Consider the following 16,875-nt stretch of genomic DNA (forward strand, 5'->3'; position numbering starts at 1 on the left):
CGTGGGCTCCGGGCGCGCTGAGCCCGTCCAGCCCGCGTCTCAGCTATCGGTTCTGGGTCCTGGCCTTCGCCGAGATCAGCGGGTGTCGCTGGCTATGGTATTAAAATTGCGAAGGCCTATTTGAGTCTGGACCCTAGTGCGGGGGCGCCGCGATTTCGGCGCCCTTGCGCAACGGCAAGGGGGTAGGCTGGCGACAAGCAACATCTGAAGGAGGATATTCCCATGGCTCCTGCCGACAGCGGCGCGCCCGTCTCCCAGTCCCTGGCCGAAGCGTCCCAGTCCGGGGACGAGGTGCTCTACGAGGTCAGCGACCACGTCGCCACGCTGACCCTCAACCGGCCGGACCGGATGAACACCATCTCCGGGCCGATGCTTCAGCAGCTCACCGAGCTGCTGCTGAAGGCGGACCGCGACCGGGACGTGCGTTGCATCATCCTCACCGGCACGGGCCGCGCGTTCTGCGCCGGGCTGGACCTGCGCGGCGCGACCGGCGGCAGCACGGGGCTTGAGGGCGCATCCACCTCCACCGACATCGACCTGCGCGCGACGCCGCCCACGGTGCTGTTCAACCTGGGCACGCCGACCATCTGCGCCATGAACGGCTCGGCGGCGGGCTATGGCATGGACACCGCGCTGGGCTGCGACATCCGGATCATGGCGCAGGGCGCGAAGATGGCCGCCGCCTTCACCAAGCGCGGGATCGTGCCCGAGAGCGGTGGCACCTGGATCCTGCCGCGCCTGCTGGGCTGGTCGAAGGCCGCGGAGATCATCTTCACCGGCCGCACCCTGACGGCCGCCGATTGCGTGGAGATGGGCCTGGCCTCCCGCGCCGTGCCCGAGGCCGAGGTGGCGGGCGCCGCCCGCGCCATGGCGCTGGAGATCGCCGCCAACGCGCCGCTGGCGGTGCAGGCATCCAAGCGGCTGATGCGCATGGGCCTGTCGGAAGGCTTCGACGAGCACGTGCACCACGTGTTCCTGCAACTCCTGCCGCTGCTGCGCACGGCCGACGCCATGGAGGGCATGAAAGCCTTCATGGAGAAGCGGCCGGCGGAGTTCACGGGGCGGTGAGGCGTTTGCGTTCAATGGGCCGCTGACAAAGCGTCCGTCATCCCGGCCGCAGCCACCGCATTCGCCTGCTCATGACCGCAACACTACGTCCATGGGCAACCCGCCTTCGGGCAAGATGGTCAGGTTGGCCCGGGGCCACACGCGGTGTCCGGGCGCGACGGTGAAGGTCGCCCCGCGCATCAGAGTCGCCAGCATCACCACTAGCTCCGTCATGGCGAAGGCCGCGCCCAGGCAGATGCGCGGGCCCGCGCCAAAGGGCATGTAGAGGTGCCGGTCCGGCATGGGCTGGCCCGGGCCGAAGCGGTCCGGGTCGAAGGCGTCCGGGTCGCGCCACCAGCGGCGGTGACGGTGCAGGGCATAGATCGGGATCAGGATTCGCTGACCCGCCCGGACGGCGATCCCACCGACCTCGGTCGTTCGAGTGCAGATTCGGTAGAGCTGGAAGGCCGGCGGATAGAGACGCATGGCCTCCTGGATTACCTGGCGGGTGAAGACCAGGTTCTCGACGTGGTCAGGGCCGATGGGCTGGTCGCCCGCGACCGCGGCGACCTCGGCGCGCAGCCGTCGGGCCGTCGGCTCGTGCGCCGAGGCCAGGTAGAGCGACCAGGTCAGGGCCACCGAGCTGGTTTGGTGGCCGGCCATGATGAAGCCGAGGATGTTGTCGCGCAGGATTTCGTCGTCCATCGCCTGGCCCGTCTCGGGGTCGCGGGCGGCGAGCAGCAGGTCCAAGAGGTCGCCTCGCGGCGGCGCGGCCCGGCGGCGGCGCACCATGGCGGCGATGTCGCCCCGCAACGCCTCACCCGCGGCAGTCGGTGGATTCAGTCGGTCTTCGTGGTGGGCGTCGGGCGCGAAGAAATAGCTGAGCTTCATCTTCCCGACCTGGGCGGTGAAGGCCTCGATTCGGGCGCTCGCCGTATCGCGGTCGAAGTCGTCGCCACCGGACAGCATGGTGTCCAAGATGACGTCGAAGGTGATGCGCGCAGCCTCGGTAGGGAGGTCGATCCGCGGGCTCGAGCGCCACCGCACTAGCGCCGCCTCCGCGACACCGCTCATGGACGGCGCCAGGGCGTGCATCTGCGCCGGACGGAAGGCGGGCGCGCCGGCATGCCGTTGCCAGCGCCACTTCGCGCCTTCCGAGGTGAGTATCCCTTCGCCCCAGACTGGCCGCATCATCCGGCGGAACATGGCGCCCTGGGTGAAGGCCGAGGCCTGTTCGACGAACAGGACCTTCAGCGCGTCCGGGTCCATGATGAACGTCACCGCGCCAGGGAATGGCGGACGCCAGGCGGCCTGCTCGAACACCTGCCGCGGCCAGCCGTCGATCGATCGCGTGATCGCCTTGGCCATCATCAGTGGAAGGAACGGATCGCGCTCGCCCGGGAACGGCGCGGGCGGGGTTAAGGTGGAGCTGGGAATGTCATCGAGGGCCACGGCCACAACCTAGTCCGATCCCGCCTGCGGGCGAAGCCGGTTCGGCGACACCCCTGGTGCTGCCCGCTGCCTAGGCATTCCGCAGCGGAAGGGGCACGTCCAAGCTTTGAGTCTCCATTCTGACAGGAATTCCTGCTAGTCAGCGCCGAAAGAACAGGGAGGACGTTTCGTTCAGGATGGTCGCGTCTGTCGCCATACGTGGACCCCGCAGCCTGCTGCGGCAAATCCGGGAGGCGCTCGCCGGAGGCGGGCCCGCCCAGGTGCGCCTGGACATGGTGGTGCGCATCATCGCGCTCTCCATGGTGGCCGACGTCTGCTCGATCTACCTGCGGCGCGCGACCGGCGAGATGGAGCTGTTCGCCACCGAGGGCCTGGACACCACCGCCGTTCACGTGACGCGGATGAAGCCCGGCGAGGGCCTGGTGGGCGAGATCATCCGGCTGGGGTCGCCGCTGAACCTGGCCGACGCGCCGGAGCACCAGGCGTTCTCGTTCCGGCCGGAGACCGGCGAAAGCCCCCTCCACGGCTTCCTCGGCGTGCCGCTGCTGCGCGGCGGCCGGGCGATCGGCGTGCTGGTGGTGCAGAACCGCGCGGCGCGCACCTACACCGAGGACGAGGTCGACGACCTGCAGATCGTGGCCATGGTCCTGGCCGAGATGGTGGCCTCGGGCGAGCTGATCACCGTCGAGGAGCTGGAGGGCGTGGAAATCGCCCCGCGCCGGCCGGAGCGGCTCATCGGCTCCAAGTTCGCCGAGGGCCTGGCCTATGGGGTGGTGGTGCTGCACGAGCCGCCGGTGGCCTCCTCGCAGCTGCTGTCCGACGACGTGGCGGCCGAGCAGCGGCGGCTGACCGGGGCGCTGGCCGGGCTGAAGGCGCAGATCGACAAGATGCTAGAGGGCCAGAGCGGCCTGGTCGACGCCTCCTACGAGGTGCTCGAGAGCTACCGGATGTTCGCCCACTCCACGAGCTGGAACCGCAGCCTCGAGGACGCGGTGAAGAACGGCCTGACCGCCGAGGCCGCGGTGGAGCGGGTGCGCTCCGAGCATCGCGCCCGCCTGGGCCAGGCCCGCGACCCCTATCTGCGCGAGCGGCTGCACGACCTGGAAGACCTCAACGACCGGTTGCTGCGCCACCTGTCCGGCGACGGCAGCGTGGCCCGCGAGCTGCCGGACAACGCCATCCTGATCGCCCGCAACCTGGGCCCCGCCGACCTGCTGGAATACGACCGCACCAAATTGCGGGGATTGCTGCTGGAAGAGGGGTCCTCGGCCTCCCACGCCGCCATCGTGGCGCGTGCCCTGGACATCCCCTGCGTCGGCCGCCTGTCGGGCCTGCGGGACCGGGTGTCGGAGGGCGATCCGGTGATCGTCGACGCCGAGACCGGCGAAGCCTATCTGCGCCCGCGCCCCGACGTCGTGAACGCCATCAAGGCTCGCATCGACGTGCGCCGCCAGCGGCAGGCCGAGTTCGCCAAGCTCAAGGACACCCCGGCCTTCACCCGCGATGGGGTGAAGATCTCGCTGCTGATGAACGCCGGCCTGGATGTGGACCTGGAGAGCCTGGCGGAGACCGGGGCGGAGGGCATCGGCCTGTTCCGCACCGAGTTCCAGTTCATGGTCTCCGAGGAGATGCCGCGGTTCAACGCCCAGACCCAGCTCTACTCGCGGGTGATGGATGCGGCGGGCGACCTGCCGGTGACCTTCCGCACCCTCGACCTCGGCGGCGACAAGGTGCTGCCGTACATGGAGGCCGAGCGGGAGGACAATCCGGCGCTGGGTTGGCGGGCGATCCGCATGGGCCTGGATCGCCCGGCCCTGCTGCGGCTGCAGCTACGCGCACTGATCGCGGCGGCGCGGGGGCGGCCGCTCCGGATCATGTTCCCGTTGGTGGCCAATGTGGACGAATTCCGCGCCGCCCGCGGCTGGGTGGACACCGAGGTGGCCTGGGCCCAGCGGCGCGGCCGCCCGGCGCCGTCGCGCCTGGACGTGGGGGCGATGATCGAGGCGCCGTCGCTGATCTGGCACCTGGACGCGCTGCTGCCGATGACCGACTTCGTCAGCGTCGGCACCAATGACCTGATGCAGTATCTGTTCGCCGCCGACCGGGGCAACCCGCGGATGGCCGACCGCTACGACCCGCTGTCGCCGCCGGCGCTGCGGGCCCTGGAGACCATCCAGCGGGCCTGCGCGGAGACCGGCACCTCGGTCAGCGTCTGCGGCGAGATGGCCGGCCGGCCGTTGGAGGCCTTCGCCCTGGTGGCGCTGGGCTTCGAGCGGCTTTCGATGCCGCCGGCCGGCATCGGGCCGGTGAAGCAGATGGTGCTGGGCTGCGACCGCGAGGCGGCGCGGCGCGGGGTCTCGGCCCTGCTGAAGTCCAGCGCCGGCTCGGTGCGCAACGAGATTGAAACCCTGGCGCGCAAACTCTACCTCGCCGTCTGACCGCGACGCAGCCTAAGGGTCGGCGGTCGTCCTACGGAAACTGCAGGCCCCAGGTGTTACGCAAGCGTCTCTCCAGGAAGCAGGCCGATCGGGCCGCCTTGCGGGAGCGCGCCCTGGGCGTCGCCAGCGCGGACGCGCCGCCGCCGGGCCCGCCGCCCCCGGTGGATCCGCTGCTGGCCTTCGAGAGCCTGGGCGAGGCCCTGAAGGCGATCCGCGAGACGCGGAAGCTGACCGTGCAGCAGGTGGCCGACCAGACCCGGGTGCGCCGCGCCTATCTGGAGGCGATCGAGGCGACGCAACTGGACCTGCTGCCCTCGCGGCCGTTCACCGTCGGCTACATCCGCGCCTACGCGACCGCGCTGGGGGTCGACCCGGACGTCGCGGTCGAGCGCTTCAAGACCGACGAGCCGGTGCTGGAAGAGACGCTGCGCGCGCCAGTCGGCATGCCGGAGGAGCGCGACCCGCGGGTCGCCGCCTTCCTGATCGGCGCCCTGGTGATCGTGGCCGCCATCGTGCTGTGGAACGTCGCCCAGCGCGCCATGATGGCCAATGTCCCGCCGCCGCCGCTGGCCCCCGAGGCGTTCGCGAACCAGGCGCTGCGCAACATGAAGCCCGGCGTCATGCGGCTGGGCTCGCCCCTGCCGGCGCCGGTGGAAAGCACCACCCCGCCGCCCTACGAGACCCCCGGGCTCGCGGAGGCCATGGGGCTGAAGGCCGATCCCGCCGCCGCCAGCAAGCCCAAGCCGGCCAACGAGGCGCCCAAGGTGGACCTGGCCTCGCTGCCGCCGCTCTTCCAGATCAAGGGCAAGGTCTATGACGCCGGCAACCCGCGAATCGCCTCGACGGTCACGGTCCAGGCGCTGAAGAACGCCTCGCTGATCGTGCGCGGCGCCGATGGCTCGGTCTATTTCGCCCGCCAACTCACCGCGGGCGAGGCCTATCGCGTCCCCTCGCTGGCCGGCCTGACCCTGGACGTCTCGGTGCCCCAGGACTTCCAGGTGTTCGTCGGCGGCGCCTCGCGCGGCATCCTGCCCGCCCAACAGGTGCTGGCCTCGAAGCTGGCGGCCGGCCCGACGGCGCCATAGAGAGCGCGCTTGGGAAACCGGGCCGAAGGGCTTATTTTGCCGACGCGATGAGCGATCACGATCACCAAGACCACACGTCCGTGCGCCCCTGGCGCGCGATCCAGCGGCGGCCCAGCCGCAAGATCCGCGTCGGCAATGTGGAGGTGGGCGGCGACGCGCCGATCACCGTCCAGTCGATGACCAACACCTTGACCGCGGACGCCAACGCGACCATCGGCCAGATCCGCCAGCTGGAGGAGGCCGGCGCCGATATCGTCCGCGTCTCCTGTCCCGACGAGGACTCTACGGCGGCGTTCCGGACCATCGCCAGGGCGGCCAAGGTCCCGCTCGTGGCCGACATCCACTTCCACTACAAGCGCGGCATCGAGGCGGCCGAGGCTGGCGCAGCCTGCCTGCGGATCAACCCCGGCAACATCGGCAATGCGCATCGGGTGCGCGACGTGATCCAGGCGGCCCGCGACCACGGCTGCTCCATGCGCATCGGCGTCAACGCCGGCTCGCTGGAGCGCGACCTGCTGGAGAAGTACGGCGAGCCCTGCCCGCAGGCGATGGTGGACTCAGCTCTGCGCCATGCCCGCATCCTGCAGGACCACGACTTCCACGAGTTCAAGATCAGCGTGAAGGCCTCGGACATCTTCATGACCGTGGCCGCCTACCAGCAGTTGGCCGAGCTCATCGACTGCCCGCTGCACCTGGGGATCACCGAAGCCGGGGCGCTGCGCACCGGCACGGTGAAGTCGTCGATCGGCATGGGCGCGATGCTGTGGGCCGGGATCGGCGACACCATCCGCGTCAGCCTGGCGGCCGACCCGGTGGAGGAGATCAAGGTCGGCTTCGACCTGCTGAAGTCGCTGGGCCTGCGCCACCGCGGGGTGAACATCATCGCCTGCCCGTCCTGCGCGCGGCAGGGCTTCAACGTGATCAAGACGGTGGAGGCGCTGGAGGCGCGGCTGGCGCACATCTCCACCCCGCTCAGCCTGTCGATCATCGGCTGCGTGGTGAACGGGCCCGGCGAGGCGCTGATGACCGACCTGGGCTTCACAGGTGGCGGCAAAGGTGCAGGCATGGTCTATGTGGCCGGCCGCCAGGACCACAAGGTCGACAACGACAGCATGGTCGACCACATCGTGGACCTGGTCGAGGCCAAGGCGGCCGAGCTGCAAGCGGCCGAAAAAGCCGCGCTGCAGGCGGCGGAGTAACAGCCTTTTCACAAAAGTGACGCCCGCGTCACTCTTGCGCGGTCCCGGCATCCGCGCTTAGGTGCCGCTCACAACGAGGGAGACCATCATGTCCGCAGCAGACGGCGCCTGGAAGATCACCATCAACACGCCGATGGGCGCGCAGGTGGTGACGGCGACCATCACCACCAACGGCGACACCTTCAGCGGCACGACCGTGGGCCAGATGGGCACCGCGGACGTCAGCGGCAAGGTGAACGGCGACGAACTCACCTGGAGCACCGACATCACCAACCCGATGCCGATGAAGCTCGAATTCACCGCCAAGGTGGACGGCGACAAGATGACCGGCAACGTCAAGCTGGGCATGTTCGGCAACGCCGCCCTGTCCGGCGAACGCGCCTAAGCGATCCGCGCATCCGCGCATCGAAGAGGCCCCTGCCGGCGACGGCGGGGGCTTTTTTGCTTCGCCTTTCCTTTCCGCTGCAGGCAGGAGAGGCAGGGGGCGCGATGGCTACCTGGGCGTCACCGGGTCTAGGCGCGGCGGGGCGGGACGACGTCGGCGAAGTCGGGGAAGGCCTTCCACTTCGGCTCCAGCGGCGCCGCATCGGCGGCCGGGGCGTAGGGCGAGGCCGCTTCCAGGATCATCCGCGGGATGTAGCGCGGGCAGTTGGGGAAGATGTCCGTCGGCGTGACCTTCACCATCAGCTGGGCGCCCGGCATGCCGGCCATGGCGGGATCGGCGGCCACCACCTCGGCGCGGCCGTTCACTCGCAGGCGGCCTGGCTTGTCGCCCATGGCGATGAACAGCAGGCCGACGTGCGGATTGGCCGCCAGGTTGCCCAGGCTCTTGAACATGCCGTTGCCGTCATAGTCCGGGAACAGCAGCAGGTCCGGGGCCGCCACTCGCGCGAACCCCGGCGGGCCGCCCTTGAACGAGCAGTCGGGCCGCCCCTGCGCATCGGCGGTGGCCAGGAAGAAGAAGCTCTGGGCGGCGATGAACGCCGCATCGCCTTCGGTGAACCGCTCGCGCCAAAGCTTCTCTTCCAGCCGGTCGGCCAGGGCGCGGCTGCCGAAGGCGTCCTGCAGGTTCCGGTTGCCGTCGTGGTACATCGACATGGCGGGTCCCTCCGCGCGGCGATCATACATCAATTGGCGGAAGCCGTCGTCTCGGCTACAGACAGCGCCCGCCAAAGGACCCTTACGTGCGACTCCCCCAGGCCAGGCTCGACCAGGTGCTCGACCGCTTCCGCGAGATCGAGGCGCGCATGGGTGCGGCCACCGGCGGCCCCGAGATCGTGCGGCTGGGCAAGGAGCACGCCGAGCTGAAGCCGGTGGCCGACGCGGTCATGGCCCTGGAGCGGGTCAAGGCCGAGGGGCCGGAGCTGGAGGAGATGGCCGCGTCCGGCGACGCCGAGATGGCCGGCCTGGCCCGCGACGAGCTGGAGGCGCTGAAGGACAAGCTGCCGGCCCTCGAGCATGAGGTCGCCCTGCTGCTGGCCCCCAAAGATCGCGACGAGAACGCGTCCGCCATCCTGGAAGTCCGCGCCGGCACGGGGGGCGACGAGGCGGCGCTGTTCGCCGGCGACCTGTTCCGCATGTACCAGCGCTACGCCCAGACCCGCGGCTGGCGGGTGGAGATCGACAGCCTGTCCGAGGGCGAGATGGGCGGCTTCAAGGAGGTCGTGGCCTCGGTCACCGGCGACGGCGTGTTCGGTCGGCTGAAGTTCGAGAGCGGCGTCCACCGGGTGCAGCGGGTGCCGGCCACCGAGGCCCAGGGGCGCATACACACCTCGGCCGCCACCGTCGCCGTCCTGCCCGAGCCTGAGGACGTGGAGATCGACATCCGCGACCAGGACCTGCGCATCGACACCTACCGCTCGTCCGGGGCCGGCGGCCAGCACGTCAACAAGACCGACTCGGCCGTGCGCATCACCCATCTGCCGACCGGCATCGTGGTGACCAGCTCGGAGAAGTCGCAGCACCAGAACCGCGCCCGAGCCATGAAGGCGCTGAAGGTCAAGCTGTACGACCAGCAGCGCGAGGCCCTGGACAGCGCCCGTTCCGAGGCCCGCAAGAGCCAGGTGGGCTCCGGCGACCGCTCCGAGCGGATCCGCACCTACAACTTCCCGCAGGGCCGGGTCACCGACCACCGCATCAACCTGACCCTCTACAACCTGCCCAAGGTGATGGAGGGCGAGGCCCTGGACGACGTCATCAACCCCCTGATCGCCGAGGACCAGGCGGCCCGCCTGGCGGCGCTGGAGGACGAGTTCGGGTAGGGCGAATTCCTCCCCTGTCGGGCGAGGTGGCGCGAATGACGGGACTTTTACCATCATCAACAAAATCAATCACTTAGGTAATGTCGTGTGCTACCTAGGTGAGGGGCCTGTGTAGCAGAAACGGCAGGCTTGGGAAGGGCCGCCCGTTCAACCCGACGAGCCTTCGTCTCCGACACTGACCTGCTATGGTGACGCTCTGAGCCGCCTACTGGCGGTAACGCCCTGGTTCCGAACTCTCACCGCCGAGGAGCGACACGATGAAGCTGTTTGGATTTGGGAAGAGTAGGGAGGAGCGTGCGTCCCAGCTTGACGCGAAGAAGGCCCATGACGCGGCGAACGCCGAAGCCCTTGAGATGGGCCGCAATGCCGGAAACGCTATGACCGGCGCGGTCGATCATTTCATCACCTTCCGAGCAAGGCCGGTCGCGGAGAACGTTTATGGGGTCTTCCTTGAACAAATCGCGTCCATAAGAAGTAATGAAGAACACTCACCCATCGATCTTGTGCGCATCGAAGCGAAAATCTTTGTAGAAAAGCTTGGCGAATATAAAGACAGAATGAATGTTGAGTGCCTGGATCATATAAGAGAATGGCTAGACATTGCTGATCAAATGGAAGTTAGAGATACGATTGAGCTCTATATATCAAATAAGCTGTCTGACATATTCATGGAGCTGTTCGAGAGAAGCGTGAACCGCGCCGCTGAGGTCATAGAAGCCTACCGGGCTCTCGGGTTCAAAGCTGTCCTGACAGCCGACTGACGTGTTAGAATAGTTGCCCACAATGCTAGAGGTATATCGGCTCAAGTATACGAAGGCCCAGCTAGATGTCGTCCCGGACGATGAGCGGATGTTCATCCTGAAAATGGGACAACTCGGGAACGAGATAAATCTCCTCAGGTTCCAAATGCTGGTTGCGATGAGGTCGGGTGGGAGTGAGATCCATAACGAGGCAAGCAACGCCCTCACTCTTATTAACGCGCGTTTCCTAGCTGGCCGCCTCTATGAGGGCTGGGTCTTATGCGGAGCGAACGTGGCGATGCTTAGGAAGTATAAACGCGTTGCAGAGGCCAAGGCTGCGTGGCGTGAGATCAGCCGATATTTTTCGGGCGCGGGCGCGCCTATGGGCCAAAAAGCCGACAACAAGCGGCAGAGGCTCCTTACGTTGGCGCGGTTGGTGCAACTTGAGAGCGTTGACCTGCCGCCAGGAAGCGCGGGACTGGAGATGGCGCGTCGCGAGCTTAAGTCGGCCCCCGACCTTTCCGCGAAGGATGCCATCAGGGCCCTACGCGCCGAGGCCGGAAAACTATCGACAGGCTACCAAAGCGTCATTGAGCGGCTGCGGCACAAGGTTGCGTTCCACAATGACGACGAGGCGGCAGGCGTCGCCTATGACGCCATGACCGCAGACGATGACCTATCCGATTTTCACACCTGCCACCGGGGCGCGGTGCTCTACGGCAGCGCCCAAACCCTCAATACGCTCATGATGATTTCGGTGACCGGAAACAAGGATCGGGCCGAGGCCGTGGATCGCATCATGGGCGAGATTCACCAAGTCGCCTCTCATTTCTACGATTACGTAGAGGCGGTCATGCAGAGCTTCTTTGAAAATTACATGCAAGAAGGGTTGGATGCGCTGGAAGACGGAAAGGTTGTCGTGGATGATGCGATCAAACTTAGCGATATAAAGCTCCAGTATTTTTGCCTTCCAGTGCGAGAGTAAACTGAAAGCATATTTTTGATGTCCTGTCGCGAGGGGGTCCCTCTGATCGAAACAGCGCGGGTTACCCCGTATTGCGCCCTTGGCAACCTTCTCAGCGTCCGCCTCTCGCTTGCGGGAAGCCTGCTCCTGTCGCGCCTCAGCCTCCCAGCGTTCGCGGTCCTCAGCCCGTGCCTGCGCTGCAAGTTTACGTGCCGGGTCGAACTCCTCCGCTAGGCTCTCCCGCTCCCAGAACTCGATGCTCTCGATGTCATGTTCGGTCATGGTGTGCGGGATGCGGAGAGGGCGGGGCGGGGCCTCTGCCATGGCCTTCCGGGCGGCCTCGAACTCTTAATCTAGCTGCACCCACATTAAGGCGTGCAGCCTTCGCGCCTCTGTGGGGTTGTTCGTGCCAAGCGCCCGAACTTCCTCAGCTTTACCCTTGTAGTGGGGCACCAGGGCGAGGGGTATCCGGCGACGGGTGGAGTACATCCCGCCAGCACGGCGGATCAGTCCAGTTGGCATGTCGTTATCCGCATCATGTGTTACAGACACAGGCGGCTTCGACATTTCTAACTGACTGATTTTGTTACTTTCCATTGGGTATCAAGGGCTTGTAACGCAGTGGCGCGAATGACGGGAGGGGGTCCTTCACGATGGCGCCGCCGAGGCCCTGTCGGCATCTCCGAGGCGCCCAGTCGATCCTTCTGAGCGGACCCCCTCACCCGCTTCGCGGGAGCTCCCCCGATGGGGAGCAACTGGGCTAGCGCGACTTGCTTCGCCGCTTGAGCAGGCCCTGCACCTGCTTCCGCGCGGCGCCGAGCAGCTTGCGCAGGCCCCCGAACCGTACCCCCACCGTGTCCGCCATGGCCGCCCCGCGCTTTCCCATCGGCTCGGGCTTGCCGGTGGTCGAGTCGAGGGCGGTCTGGTGTTCGATCTCGGCGTTCAGTTCGGCGCCCACCAGGACCACCAGGACCGAGAACCAGACCCACAGCATGAAGCCGATCACCGCGCCCAGGGAGCCGTAGGTGGCGTCCAGGCTGGCCACATGGTTCAGGTACCAGGAGAAGCCGGCCGAGCCGGCCATCCACAGGGCCGCCGCCGCTGTCCCCCCGGGAACCACCCAGCGCCAGCGGGCCGGCTGGCGGGAGGGACCGAACCGGTAGGTGGCGGAGACGGCGGCCGCGGCGACCGCGAACACCAGCGGCCAGCGCACGGCGATCAGCCAGTCGGTCCGCAGCCCCGCCGCCTCCAGCACGATCGGCGCCGCCACCAGGATCGCGCTGACCAGCATCAGGAAGACGATCAGCGCCGCCGTGAAGCCATAGGTCAGGGCGCTCAGCCGCACGAAACCGCGCTTCTCGGTCTCGTCATAGGCGATGTTCAGGCCGTCGAAGAGCGAGCGCATCCCGGCCGCCGCGCTCCACAGCGAGAGCAGCAGGCTGACCACGAAGGCCAGGGAGAGGCCGCCGGGCTTGCCGGTCGCCAGCCGCAGCATCTGCTCGCCGATCAGCTTGACCGCCTCGGGCGGAAACACCGCGGAGAGGTCCTTCAGCTGTTCCTCGACCGCCTTGACGTCGGCGATCAGGCCGTAGAGCGAGACGAACACCCCCAGGGCCGGAAACACCGCCAGCAGGGTGAAGTAGGTGACGCTGCCGGCCACCACGGTCAGGCGGTCCTGGTTCACCTCCTGCCAGGTGCGCCAGGCGATGTCGCGCCAGCCGCGCCAGGGGATGGCCCCCGGCCAGGCGGCGACCCGGCCGCGGCCCGGCTCCTGGGCCTCGAAGGTCGCCGGCGCGGCCACGGTCTGGCGGCTCTGCCCTGGCTGCGGCTTGGGATCGACGCGCACGGGCTGGGGCGCGGGCGCCTTGGCCGGCCGCCGTCCCGGCGGATTTTTCGCGCGCGCCAAGCCAGAACCTCCCAAAGCCGCGCTTGGCGAAACCCCCCGCGCGGGCTCGCGTTCCGCCGCGCTTGTGAAGCGGCGCGGTTTGCGCCTAAAGCCCGACCATGAACGGCCATGTCGCGGCGATCTTCCGCCATCCGGTGAAGGGCTTCACACCCGAGAGCCTGACCCATGTGGACCTCGCCCTCGGCGAGGGGTTCCCGCACGACCGCGCCTATGCGGTCGAGAACGGGCCGTCGGGCTACGACCCAGAGGCTCCGGCCTTCACGCCGAAGCACAAATTCACCGTGCTGGCCGCGATCCCCAGGGTGGCCGCCGCGCGCACGCGGCTGGACGACGCCTCCGGTGTGCTGACCGCGCAGGCCCCCGGCGCGCCCACCTTCGCCGGGCGGCTGGCGGAGCCCGAGGGGCGGGCGGGATTCGAGGCGTGGCTGACCGACCTGCTGGGCGACGCGGCGCGCGGGCCGCTGAAGGTGGTCGACGCCCGCGGCGCCTTCCGCTTCACCGACCACCCGCTGGGCCAGGTGTCGATCGTCAACCTGGCCAGCGTCCGCGACCTGTCGCAGCGGATGGGCGTCGAGCTGGACCCGCTGCGGTTCCGCGCCAACCTCTATGTCGAGGGCTGGCCGGCCTGGGCCGAGAACGACTGGGCCGAGCTAGAGCTGATGGTGGGCTGGGCGCGCGCCAAGGTGTTCAAGCCCATCGTCCGCTGCGCCGCGACCGAGGTGGACCCCACCACGGCGGAGCGCGACCTGGAGGTCGTCAAGGCCCTCTACGACAACTACGGCCACGTGTTCTGCGGGATCTACATCCGGATGACCACGGCCGGCCGGGTGGGCCTGGGCGACGCCGCGACCGAGCCGCAGCCGTGAGCCTGACCCTGGTCCAGGCCTGGAAGACCGCCAAGGCGCGGCTGGAGGCGGCCGGCATCGCCGGGCCGGTGATCGACGCGCGCCTGCTGGTCGAGGCCGCCGCCGAGGCCAGCCGCGCCGACATCATCACCGATTCCCAGCGCCTGCTGACCGAGGCGCAGGCCGCGACCCTGGAGGACTATCTGGCGCGGCGCGAGCACCGCGAGCCGGTGAGCCACATCCTGGGCCGCAAGGGCTTCTGGAAGATCATGCTGAACGTCACGCCGGACGTGCTGACGCCGCGACCCGACACCGAGACGGTGGTGGAGTACGTGCTGCGCGACTTCCCGGAGCACGCGCCGTGGTCGATCCTGGACCTGGGCGTGGGGTCAGGGGCGATCATCCTGGCGATCCTGGCCGAGCGGCCGGCGGCCAGGGGGCTGGGCATCGACATCTCCGAGGAGGCCCTGGCGGTGGCGCGCGACAACGCCGCGTCCCTGGGCCTGGCGGGACGGCTGGCGCTGATGCGCAGCGACTGGACGGCGCTGCTGGACGGCGACGCCTTCGACCTGGTGGTGTCCAATCCGCCCTACATCGCCACTCATGTGATCGAGACCCTGGAGCCGGAAGTGCGGGTGCATGAACCGCGGCTGGCGCTGGAGGGCGGCGCCGACGGCCTGGACCACTATCGCACCCTGGCGCCGGAGATCCTGCGGGTGCTGAAACCCGGCGGGCAGTTCGCCGTGGAGATCGGCTACGACCAGAAGGACGCGGTCGAGGCGCTGTTCCGCGAGGCCGGGGCGTCGGGGGTGCATACCATGCGCGACCTCAGCGACCGGGACCGGGTTGTCGCAGGAATGAAAAAGCCCTTGGAAACCGCAGGCTGACTCGCTACATCAGGTGACGTCTCCACCCAAATTCGTCGGTGTTGCAGGTAGATGCGTCTCCCCTCGGGGACGCCCGCCCGGCCCGACAGGCGCGACGCTTTCCTTCAAGCAGGCCTCGCGCTGATGAGCTTCCGGGCAGAAGACGGGGAACACTTACGCCTTCGCAGGAATGACCGGGCCCGACGCCCGAACCAGTTGAAGGCCAAGCCGCCGATAGGGGCGCTCAGGAAAGACCGAACGGTTTCCAGAATATGAGAGATTTCAAGGGTATGAAACGCCAGCGCGGTCGCAATCGCGGCGGCGGCAGCGGGGGCGGCGGCGGCGGTGGGGGCAACACCAAGCCCACGCAGAACGCCAACCGGGCCTTCGATTCCAACGGCCCCGAAGGGGTCAAGGTGCGGGGCAACGCGCAGCACGTCTTCGAGAAGTACCAACAGCTGGCGCGGGACGCGAACGCCGCCGGCGACCGGGTCCTGGGCGAGAACTACCTGCAGCACGCCGAGCACTATTTCCGGCTGCTGCGGGCCATTCAGCCCAACCGCCCGGCCAGCGAGATCCTGGGGCGCGACCAGTTCGCCTCGGGCTACGACATCGATTTCGAGGACGAGAGCGGCCAGCCGCAGGGCGAGCCCTACGATCCGAACGCCATCGAGAACGGCGGCGACGGTCGCCAGGATGGCGGCGACCGCGGCCAGTGGCAGCGCGACGACCGGCCCCGGGACGAGCGGCAACGTGATGATCGTCCCCGCGATGATCGTCCCCGCGACGAGCGGCCTCGCGATGAGCGGCCTCGCGATGAGCGGCCGCGTGACGATCGTCCGCGCGACGACCGGCCTCGCAACAACAACACCAGCAACAATAGCAACAACACGAGCAGCAACGACCGCTGGCGCGAGCGCGACAACCGCGACCGCAACCGCAATGACCGGCCGCGCGACGACCGGCCCCGTGACGACCGGCCCCGTGACGATCAGCCTCGCGCCGAACAGGCCCGTGCCGACCAGCCCCGGGCCGACCAGCTCCGCGCCGAGCAGCCCCGCGCGGAGAGCGCGGAGCCCCGCCGCGAGCGCTATGACCGCCAGGACCGCGGCGACCGCCCCGATCGGGCCGAACGCCAGGACCGCGACCCGCTGGCCGTGGTGCAGCCGCAGGGCGATCCGCCGTCGCTGGAGCGCGGCCCGATGTTGCGCGACTCCGAGGGCGGCGCCAGCCACGCACCGGCCTTCCTGCAGGCCCGTCCGGCCCCGGCCGCGCCGCCTGCCGCCGACGCCGGCGAGGAGAAGCCCAAGCCCCGCCGCCGGCGCGCCCCGCGCACCTTCGAGGCCGGTGAAGGGGCCCCGCCGGCGGAATCCGAGGACGCCTGATCGGCTGGCGGTCGGGTCGGGCTTCGACCCTTCCGATCGCCATCGACCCCCATCGTGGGGTTGCGGACCCGGACGCGGCGCACGACCTGCGGATCGGCGACGTCGGTTGCCGCATAGCCGGGATCGGAGTTAGCTGGGGCCATGGAAGACGTCTGCGACCACCATGCGCACCACGTGCACCACGGCCTGAAGGGCGGCGCCCTGGGCCGCGCGCTGGCTGACGCAGAGGCACGCTGCGCCCAGACCGACGAACGGCTGACCGCGCCGCGCCGCCGCGTGCTGGAACTGCTGCTGGGGGCCAACGCCCCGCTCAAGGCCTATGACATCATCGCCGCCTTTGGCGACCGCGGCGAGCCGGCCAAGCCGCCGACCGTCTATCGTGCGCTGGAGTTCCTGGAGCGCCTGGGCTTCGCCCACCGCATCGAGAGCCTGAATGCCTTCGTGCCGTGCCGTATCGCCGGCGGGCACGCGGCGGCTTTCCTGATCTGCGACTGCTGCGGCGAGGCCGCCGAGTTCGAACCCGACCTGGGCGCCCAGTTCGCCGCCGCCCAGGCTACCGGCTACGTCGTCCGCGCGATCACCCTGGAAGCGCGCGGACTCTGCGCGGCCTGCCGGGCGGGGTGATTGCCATCCCTCCTCTTTAGGGGAGGCTGGATCGCGCCGCAGGCGCGAGACGGGTGGGCGTCA

At 68.7% G+C, this 16,875-nt stretch carries 16 protein-coding genes; 12 read left to right on the forward strand and 4 right to left on the reverse strand.

All coding sequences use genetic code 11. The features are described from left to right. Nucleotides 1–222: 222 nt before the first annotated feature. On the forward strand, nt 223–1,068 hold the full coding sequence (locus Q0R13_RS16610) for an enoyl-CoA hydratase-related protein (protein WP_293905947.1): 846 nt from the start codon (nt 223–225) through the stop codon (nt 1,066–1,068). 69 nt (nt 1,069–1,137) lie between these two features. Here the strand turns inward: Q0R13_RS16610 and Q0R13_RS16615 are convergent, their stop codons facing one another. Further along, nucleotides 1,138–2,499, reverse strand: coding sequence for a cytochrome P450 (locus Q0R13_RS16615; RefSeq protein ID WP_293905950.1), 1,362 nt, complete (start codon nt 2,497–2,499; stop codon nt 1,138–1,140). 176 nt (nt 2,500–2,675) lie between these two features. On the opposite strand from Q0R13_RS16615, the gene ptsP reads away from it, so the two are divergent. The 4 genes from ptsP to Q0R13_RS16635 all read left to right on the forward strand — a co-directional run bounded on the left by ptsP (nt 2,676) and on the right by Q0R13_RS16635 (nt 7,606). Next, entirely contained in the window at nt 2,676–4,937 is a 2,262-nt protein-coding gene (ptsP, locus tag Q0R13_RS16620; RefSeq protein WP_293905952.1) for a phosphoenolpyruvate--protein phosphotransferase, read from the forward strand. 53 nt (nt 4,938–4,990) lie between these two features. Continuing rightward, on the forward strand, nt 4,991–6,022 hold the full coding sequence (locus Q0R13_RS16625) for a helix-turn-helix domain-containing protein (RefSeq protein ID WP_293905954.1): 1,032 nt from the start codon (nt 4,991–4,993) through the stop codon (nt 6,020–6,022). 47 nt (nt 6,023–6,069) lie between these two features. Continuing rightward, complete coding sequence (gene ispG / locus Q0R13_RS16630; protein WP_293905957.1) at nt 6,070–7,221, forward strand: flavodoxin-dependent (E)-4-hydroxy-3-methylbut-2-enyl-diphosphate synthase; 1,152 nt, start codon at nt 6,070–6,072, stop codon at nt 7,219–7,221. 88 nt (nt 7,222–7,309) lie between these two features. Then, nucleotides 7,310–7,606, forward strand: a complete 297-nt coding sequence (locus Q0R13_RS16635; RefSeq protein ID WP_293905959.1) for a hypothetical protein — start codon at nt 7,310–7,312, stop codon at nt 7,604–7,606. Between the two features lie 128 nt (nt 7,607–7,734). Here Q0R13_RS16635 and Q0R13_RS16640 read toward each other — a convergent pair whose 3' ends face one another. Further along, complete coding sequence (locus tag Q0R13_RS16640) at nt 7,735–8,319, reverse strand: pyridoxamine 5'-phosphate oxidase family protein (RefSeq protein ID WP_293905961.1); 585 nt, start codon at nt 8,317–8,319, stop codon at nt 7,735–7,737. A gap of 86 nt (nt 8,320–8,405) precedes the next feature. On the opposite strand from Q0R13_RS16640, the gene prfA reads away from it, so the two are divergent. The 3 genes from prfA (at nt 8,406) to Q0R13_RS16655 (ending at nt 11,207) form a co-directional block, all read left to right on the forward strand. Beyond that, the gene (gene prfA / locus Q0R13_RS16645; RefSeq protein WP_293905963.1) at nt 8,406–9,482 is read left to right on the forward strand and encodes a peptide chain release factor 1; all 1,077 of its coding nucleotides are present in this window, start codon (nt 8,406–8,408) and stop codon (nt 9,480–9,482) included. A 257-nt stretch (nt 9,483–9,739) separates the two neighbouring features. Then, nucleotides 9,740–10,243: a hypothetical protein gene (locus tag Q0R13_RS16650; protein ID WP_293905965.1), complete on the forward strand. Its 504-nt coding sequence runs from the start codon at nt 9,740–9,742 to the stop codon at nt 10,241–10,243. 88 nt (nt 10,244–10,331) lie between these two features. Beyond that, nucleotides 10,332–11,207 (forward strand): hypothetical protein, encoded by an 876-nt coding sequence (locus Q0R13_RS16655; RefSeq protein WP_293905968.1) that lies wholly within the window; start codon nt 10,332–10,334, stop codon nt 11,205–11,207. Between the two features lie 327 nt (nt 11,208–11,534). Here the strand turns inward: Q0R13_RS16655 and Q0R13_RS22650 are convergent, their stop codons facing one another. After that, a complete protein-coding gene (locus Q0R13_RS22650; RefSeq protein WP_366853123.1) occupies nt 11,535–11,783 on the reverse strand; it encodes a DUF6538 domain-containing protein in 249 nt (82 codons plus the stop codon). A 163-nt stretch (nt 11,784–11,946) separates the two neighbouring features. Next, nucleotides 11,947–13,092 carry a YhjD/YihY/BrkB family envelope integrity protein gene (locus Q0R13_RS16660; RefSeq protein WP_293905970.1) on the reverse strand — a complete coding sequence of 382 codons (1,146 nt, stop codon included), beginning with the start codon at nt 13,090–13,092 and terminating at the stop codon, nt 11,947–11,949. A 98-nt stretch (nt 13,093–13,190) separates the two neighbouring features. Between Q0R13_RS16660 and Q0R13_RS16665 the strand changes: the two genes are divergently transcribed. The 4 genes from Q0R13_RS16665 (at nt 13,191) to Q0R13_RS16680 (ending at nt 16,812) form a co-directional block, all read left to right on the forward strand. Beyond that, the gene (locus Q0R13_RS16665; RefSeq protein WP_293905972.1) at nt 13,191–13,958 is read left to right on the forward strand and encodes an MOSC N-terminal beta barrel domain-containing protein; all 768 of its coding nucleotides are present in this window, start codon (nt 13,191–13,193) and stop codon (nt 13,956–13,958) included. After that, complete coding sequence (gene prmC / locus Q0R13_RS16670) at nt 13,955–14,824, forward strand: peptide chain release factor N(5)-glutamine methyltransferase (protein WP_293905974.1); 870 nt, start codon at nt 13,955–13,957, stop codon at nt 14,822–14,824. Before Q0R13_RS16665 ends, prmC begins: the two co-directional genes overlap by 4 nt. Nucleotides 14,825–15,075: 251 nt before the next feature. Further along, the gene (locus tag Q0R13_RS16675; RefSeq protein ID WP_293905976.1) at nt 15,076–16,188 is read left to right on the forward strand and encodes a DUF4167 domain-containing protein; all 1,113 of its coding nucleotides are present in this window, start codon (nt 15,076–15,078) and stop codon (nt 16,186–16,188) included. A gap of 141 nt (nt 16,189–16,329) precedes the next feature. Then, complete coding sequence (locus tag Q0R13_RS16680) at nt 16,330–16,812, forward strand: Fur family transcriptional regulator (RefSeq protein ID WP_293905978.1); 483 nt, start codon at nt 16,330–16,332, stop codon at nt 16,810–16,812. Nucleotides 16,813–16,875 lie beyond the last annotated feature (63 nt).

The sequence above is a fragment of the Phenylobacterium sp. genome (assembly GCF_025351295.1).
Lineage (GTDB): Bacteria > Pseudomonadota > Alphaproteobacteria > Caulobacterales > Caulobacteraceae > Phenylobacterium.

Coding starts and splice junctions, on each gene's coding strand:
- Q0R13_RS16610 (WP_293905947.1), top strand. CDS start 223: ATGGCTCCTGCCGACAGCGGCGCGCCCGTCTCCCAGTCCCTGGCCGAA.
- ptsP (WP_293905952.1), top strand. CDS start 2,676: ATGGTCGCGTCTGTCGCCATACGTGGACCCCGCAGCCTGCTGCGGCAA.
- ispG (WP_293905957.1), top strand. CDS start 6,070: ATGAGCGATCACGATCACCAAGACCACACGTCCGTGCGCCCCTGGCGC.
- Q0R13_RS16635 (WP_293905959.1), top strand. CDS start 7,310: ATGTCCGCAGCAGACGGCGCCTGGAAGATCACCATCAACACGCCGATG.
- Q0R13_RS16640 (WP_293905961.1), bottom strand. CDS start 8,319: ATGTCGATGTACCACGACGGCAACCGGAACCTGCAGGACGCCTTCGGC.
- Q0R13_RS16650 (WP_293905965.1), top strand. CDS start 9,740: ATGAAGCTGTTTGGATTTGGGAAGAGTAGGGAGGAGCGTGCGTCCCAG.
- Q0R13_RS16655 (WP_293905968.1), top strand. CDS start 10,332: ATGTTCATCCTGAAAATGGGACAACTCGGGAACGAGATAAATCTCCTC.
- Q0R13_RS22650 (WP_366853123.1), bottom strand. CDS start 11,783: ATGGAAAGTAACAAAATCAGTCAGTTAGAAATGTCGAAGCCGCCTGTG.
- Q0R13_RS16665 (WP_293905972.1), top strand. CDS start 13,191: ATGAACGGCCATGTCGCGGCGATCTTCCGCCATCCGGTGAAGGGCTTC.
- Q0R13_RS16675 (WP_293905976.1), top strand. CDS start 15,076: ATGAGAGATTTCAAGGGTATGAAACGCCAGCGCGGTCGCAATCGCGGC.
- Q0R13_RS16680 (WP_293905978.1), top strand. CDS start 16,330: ATGGAAGACGTCTGCGACCACCATGCGCACCACGTGCACCACGGCCTG.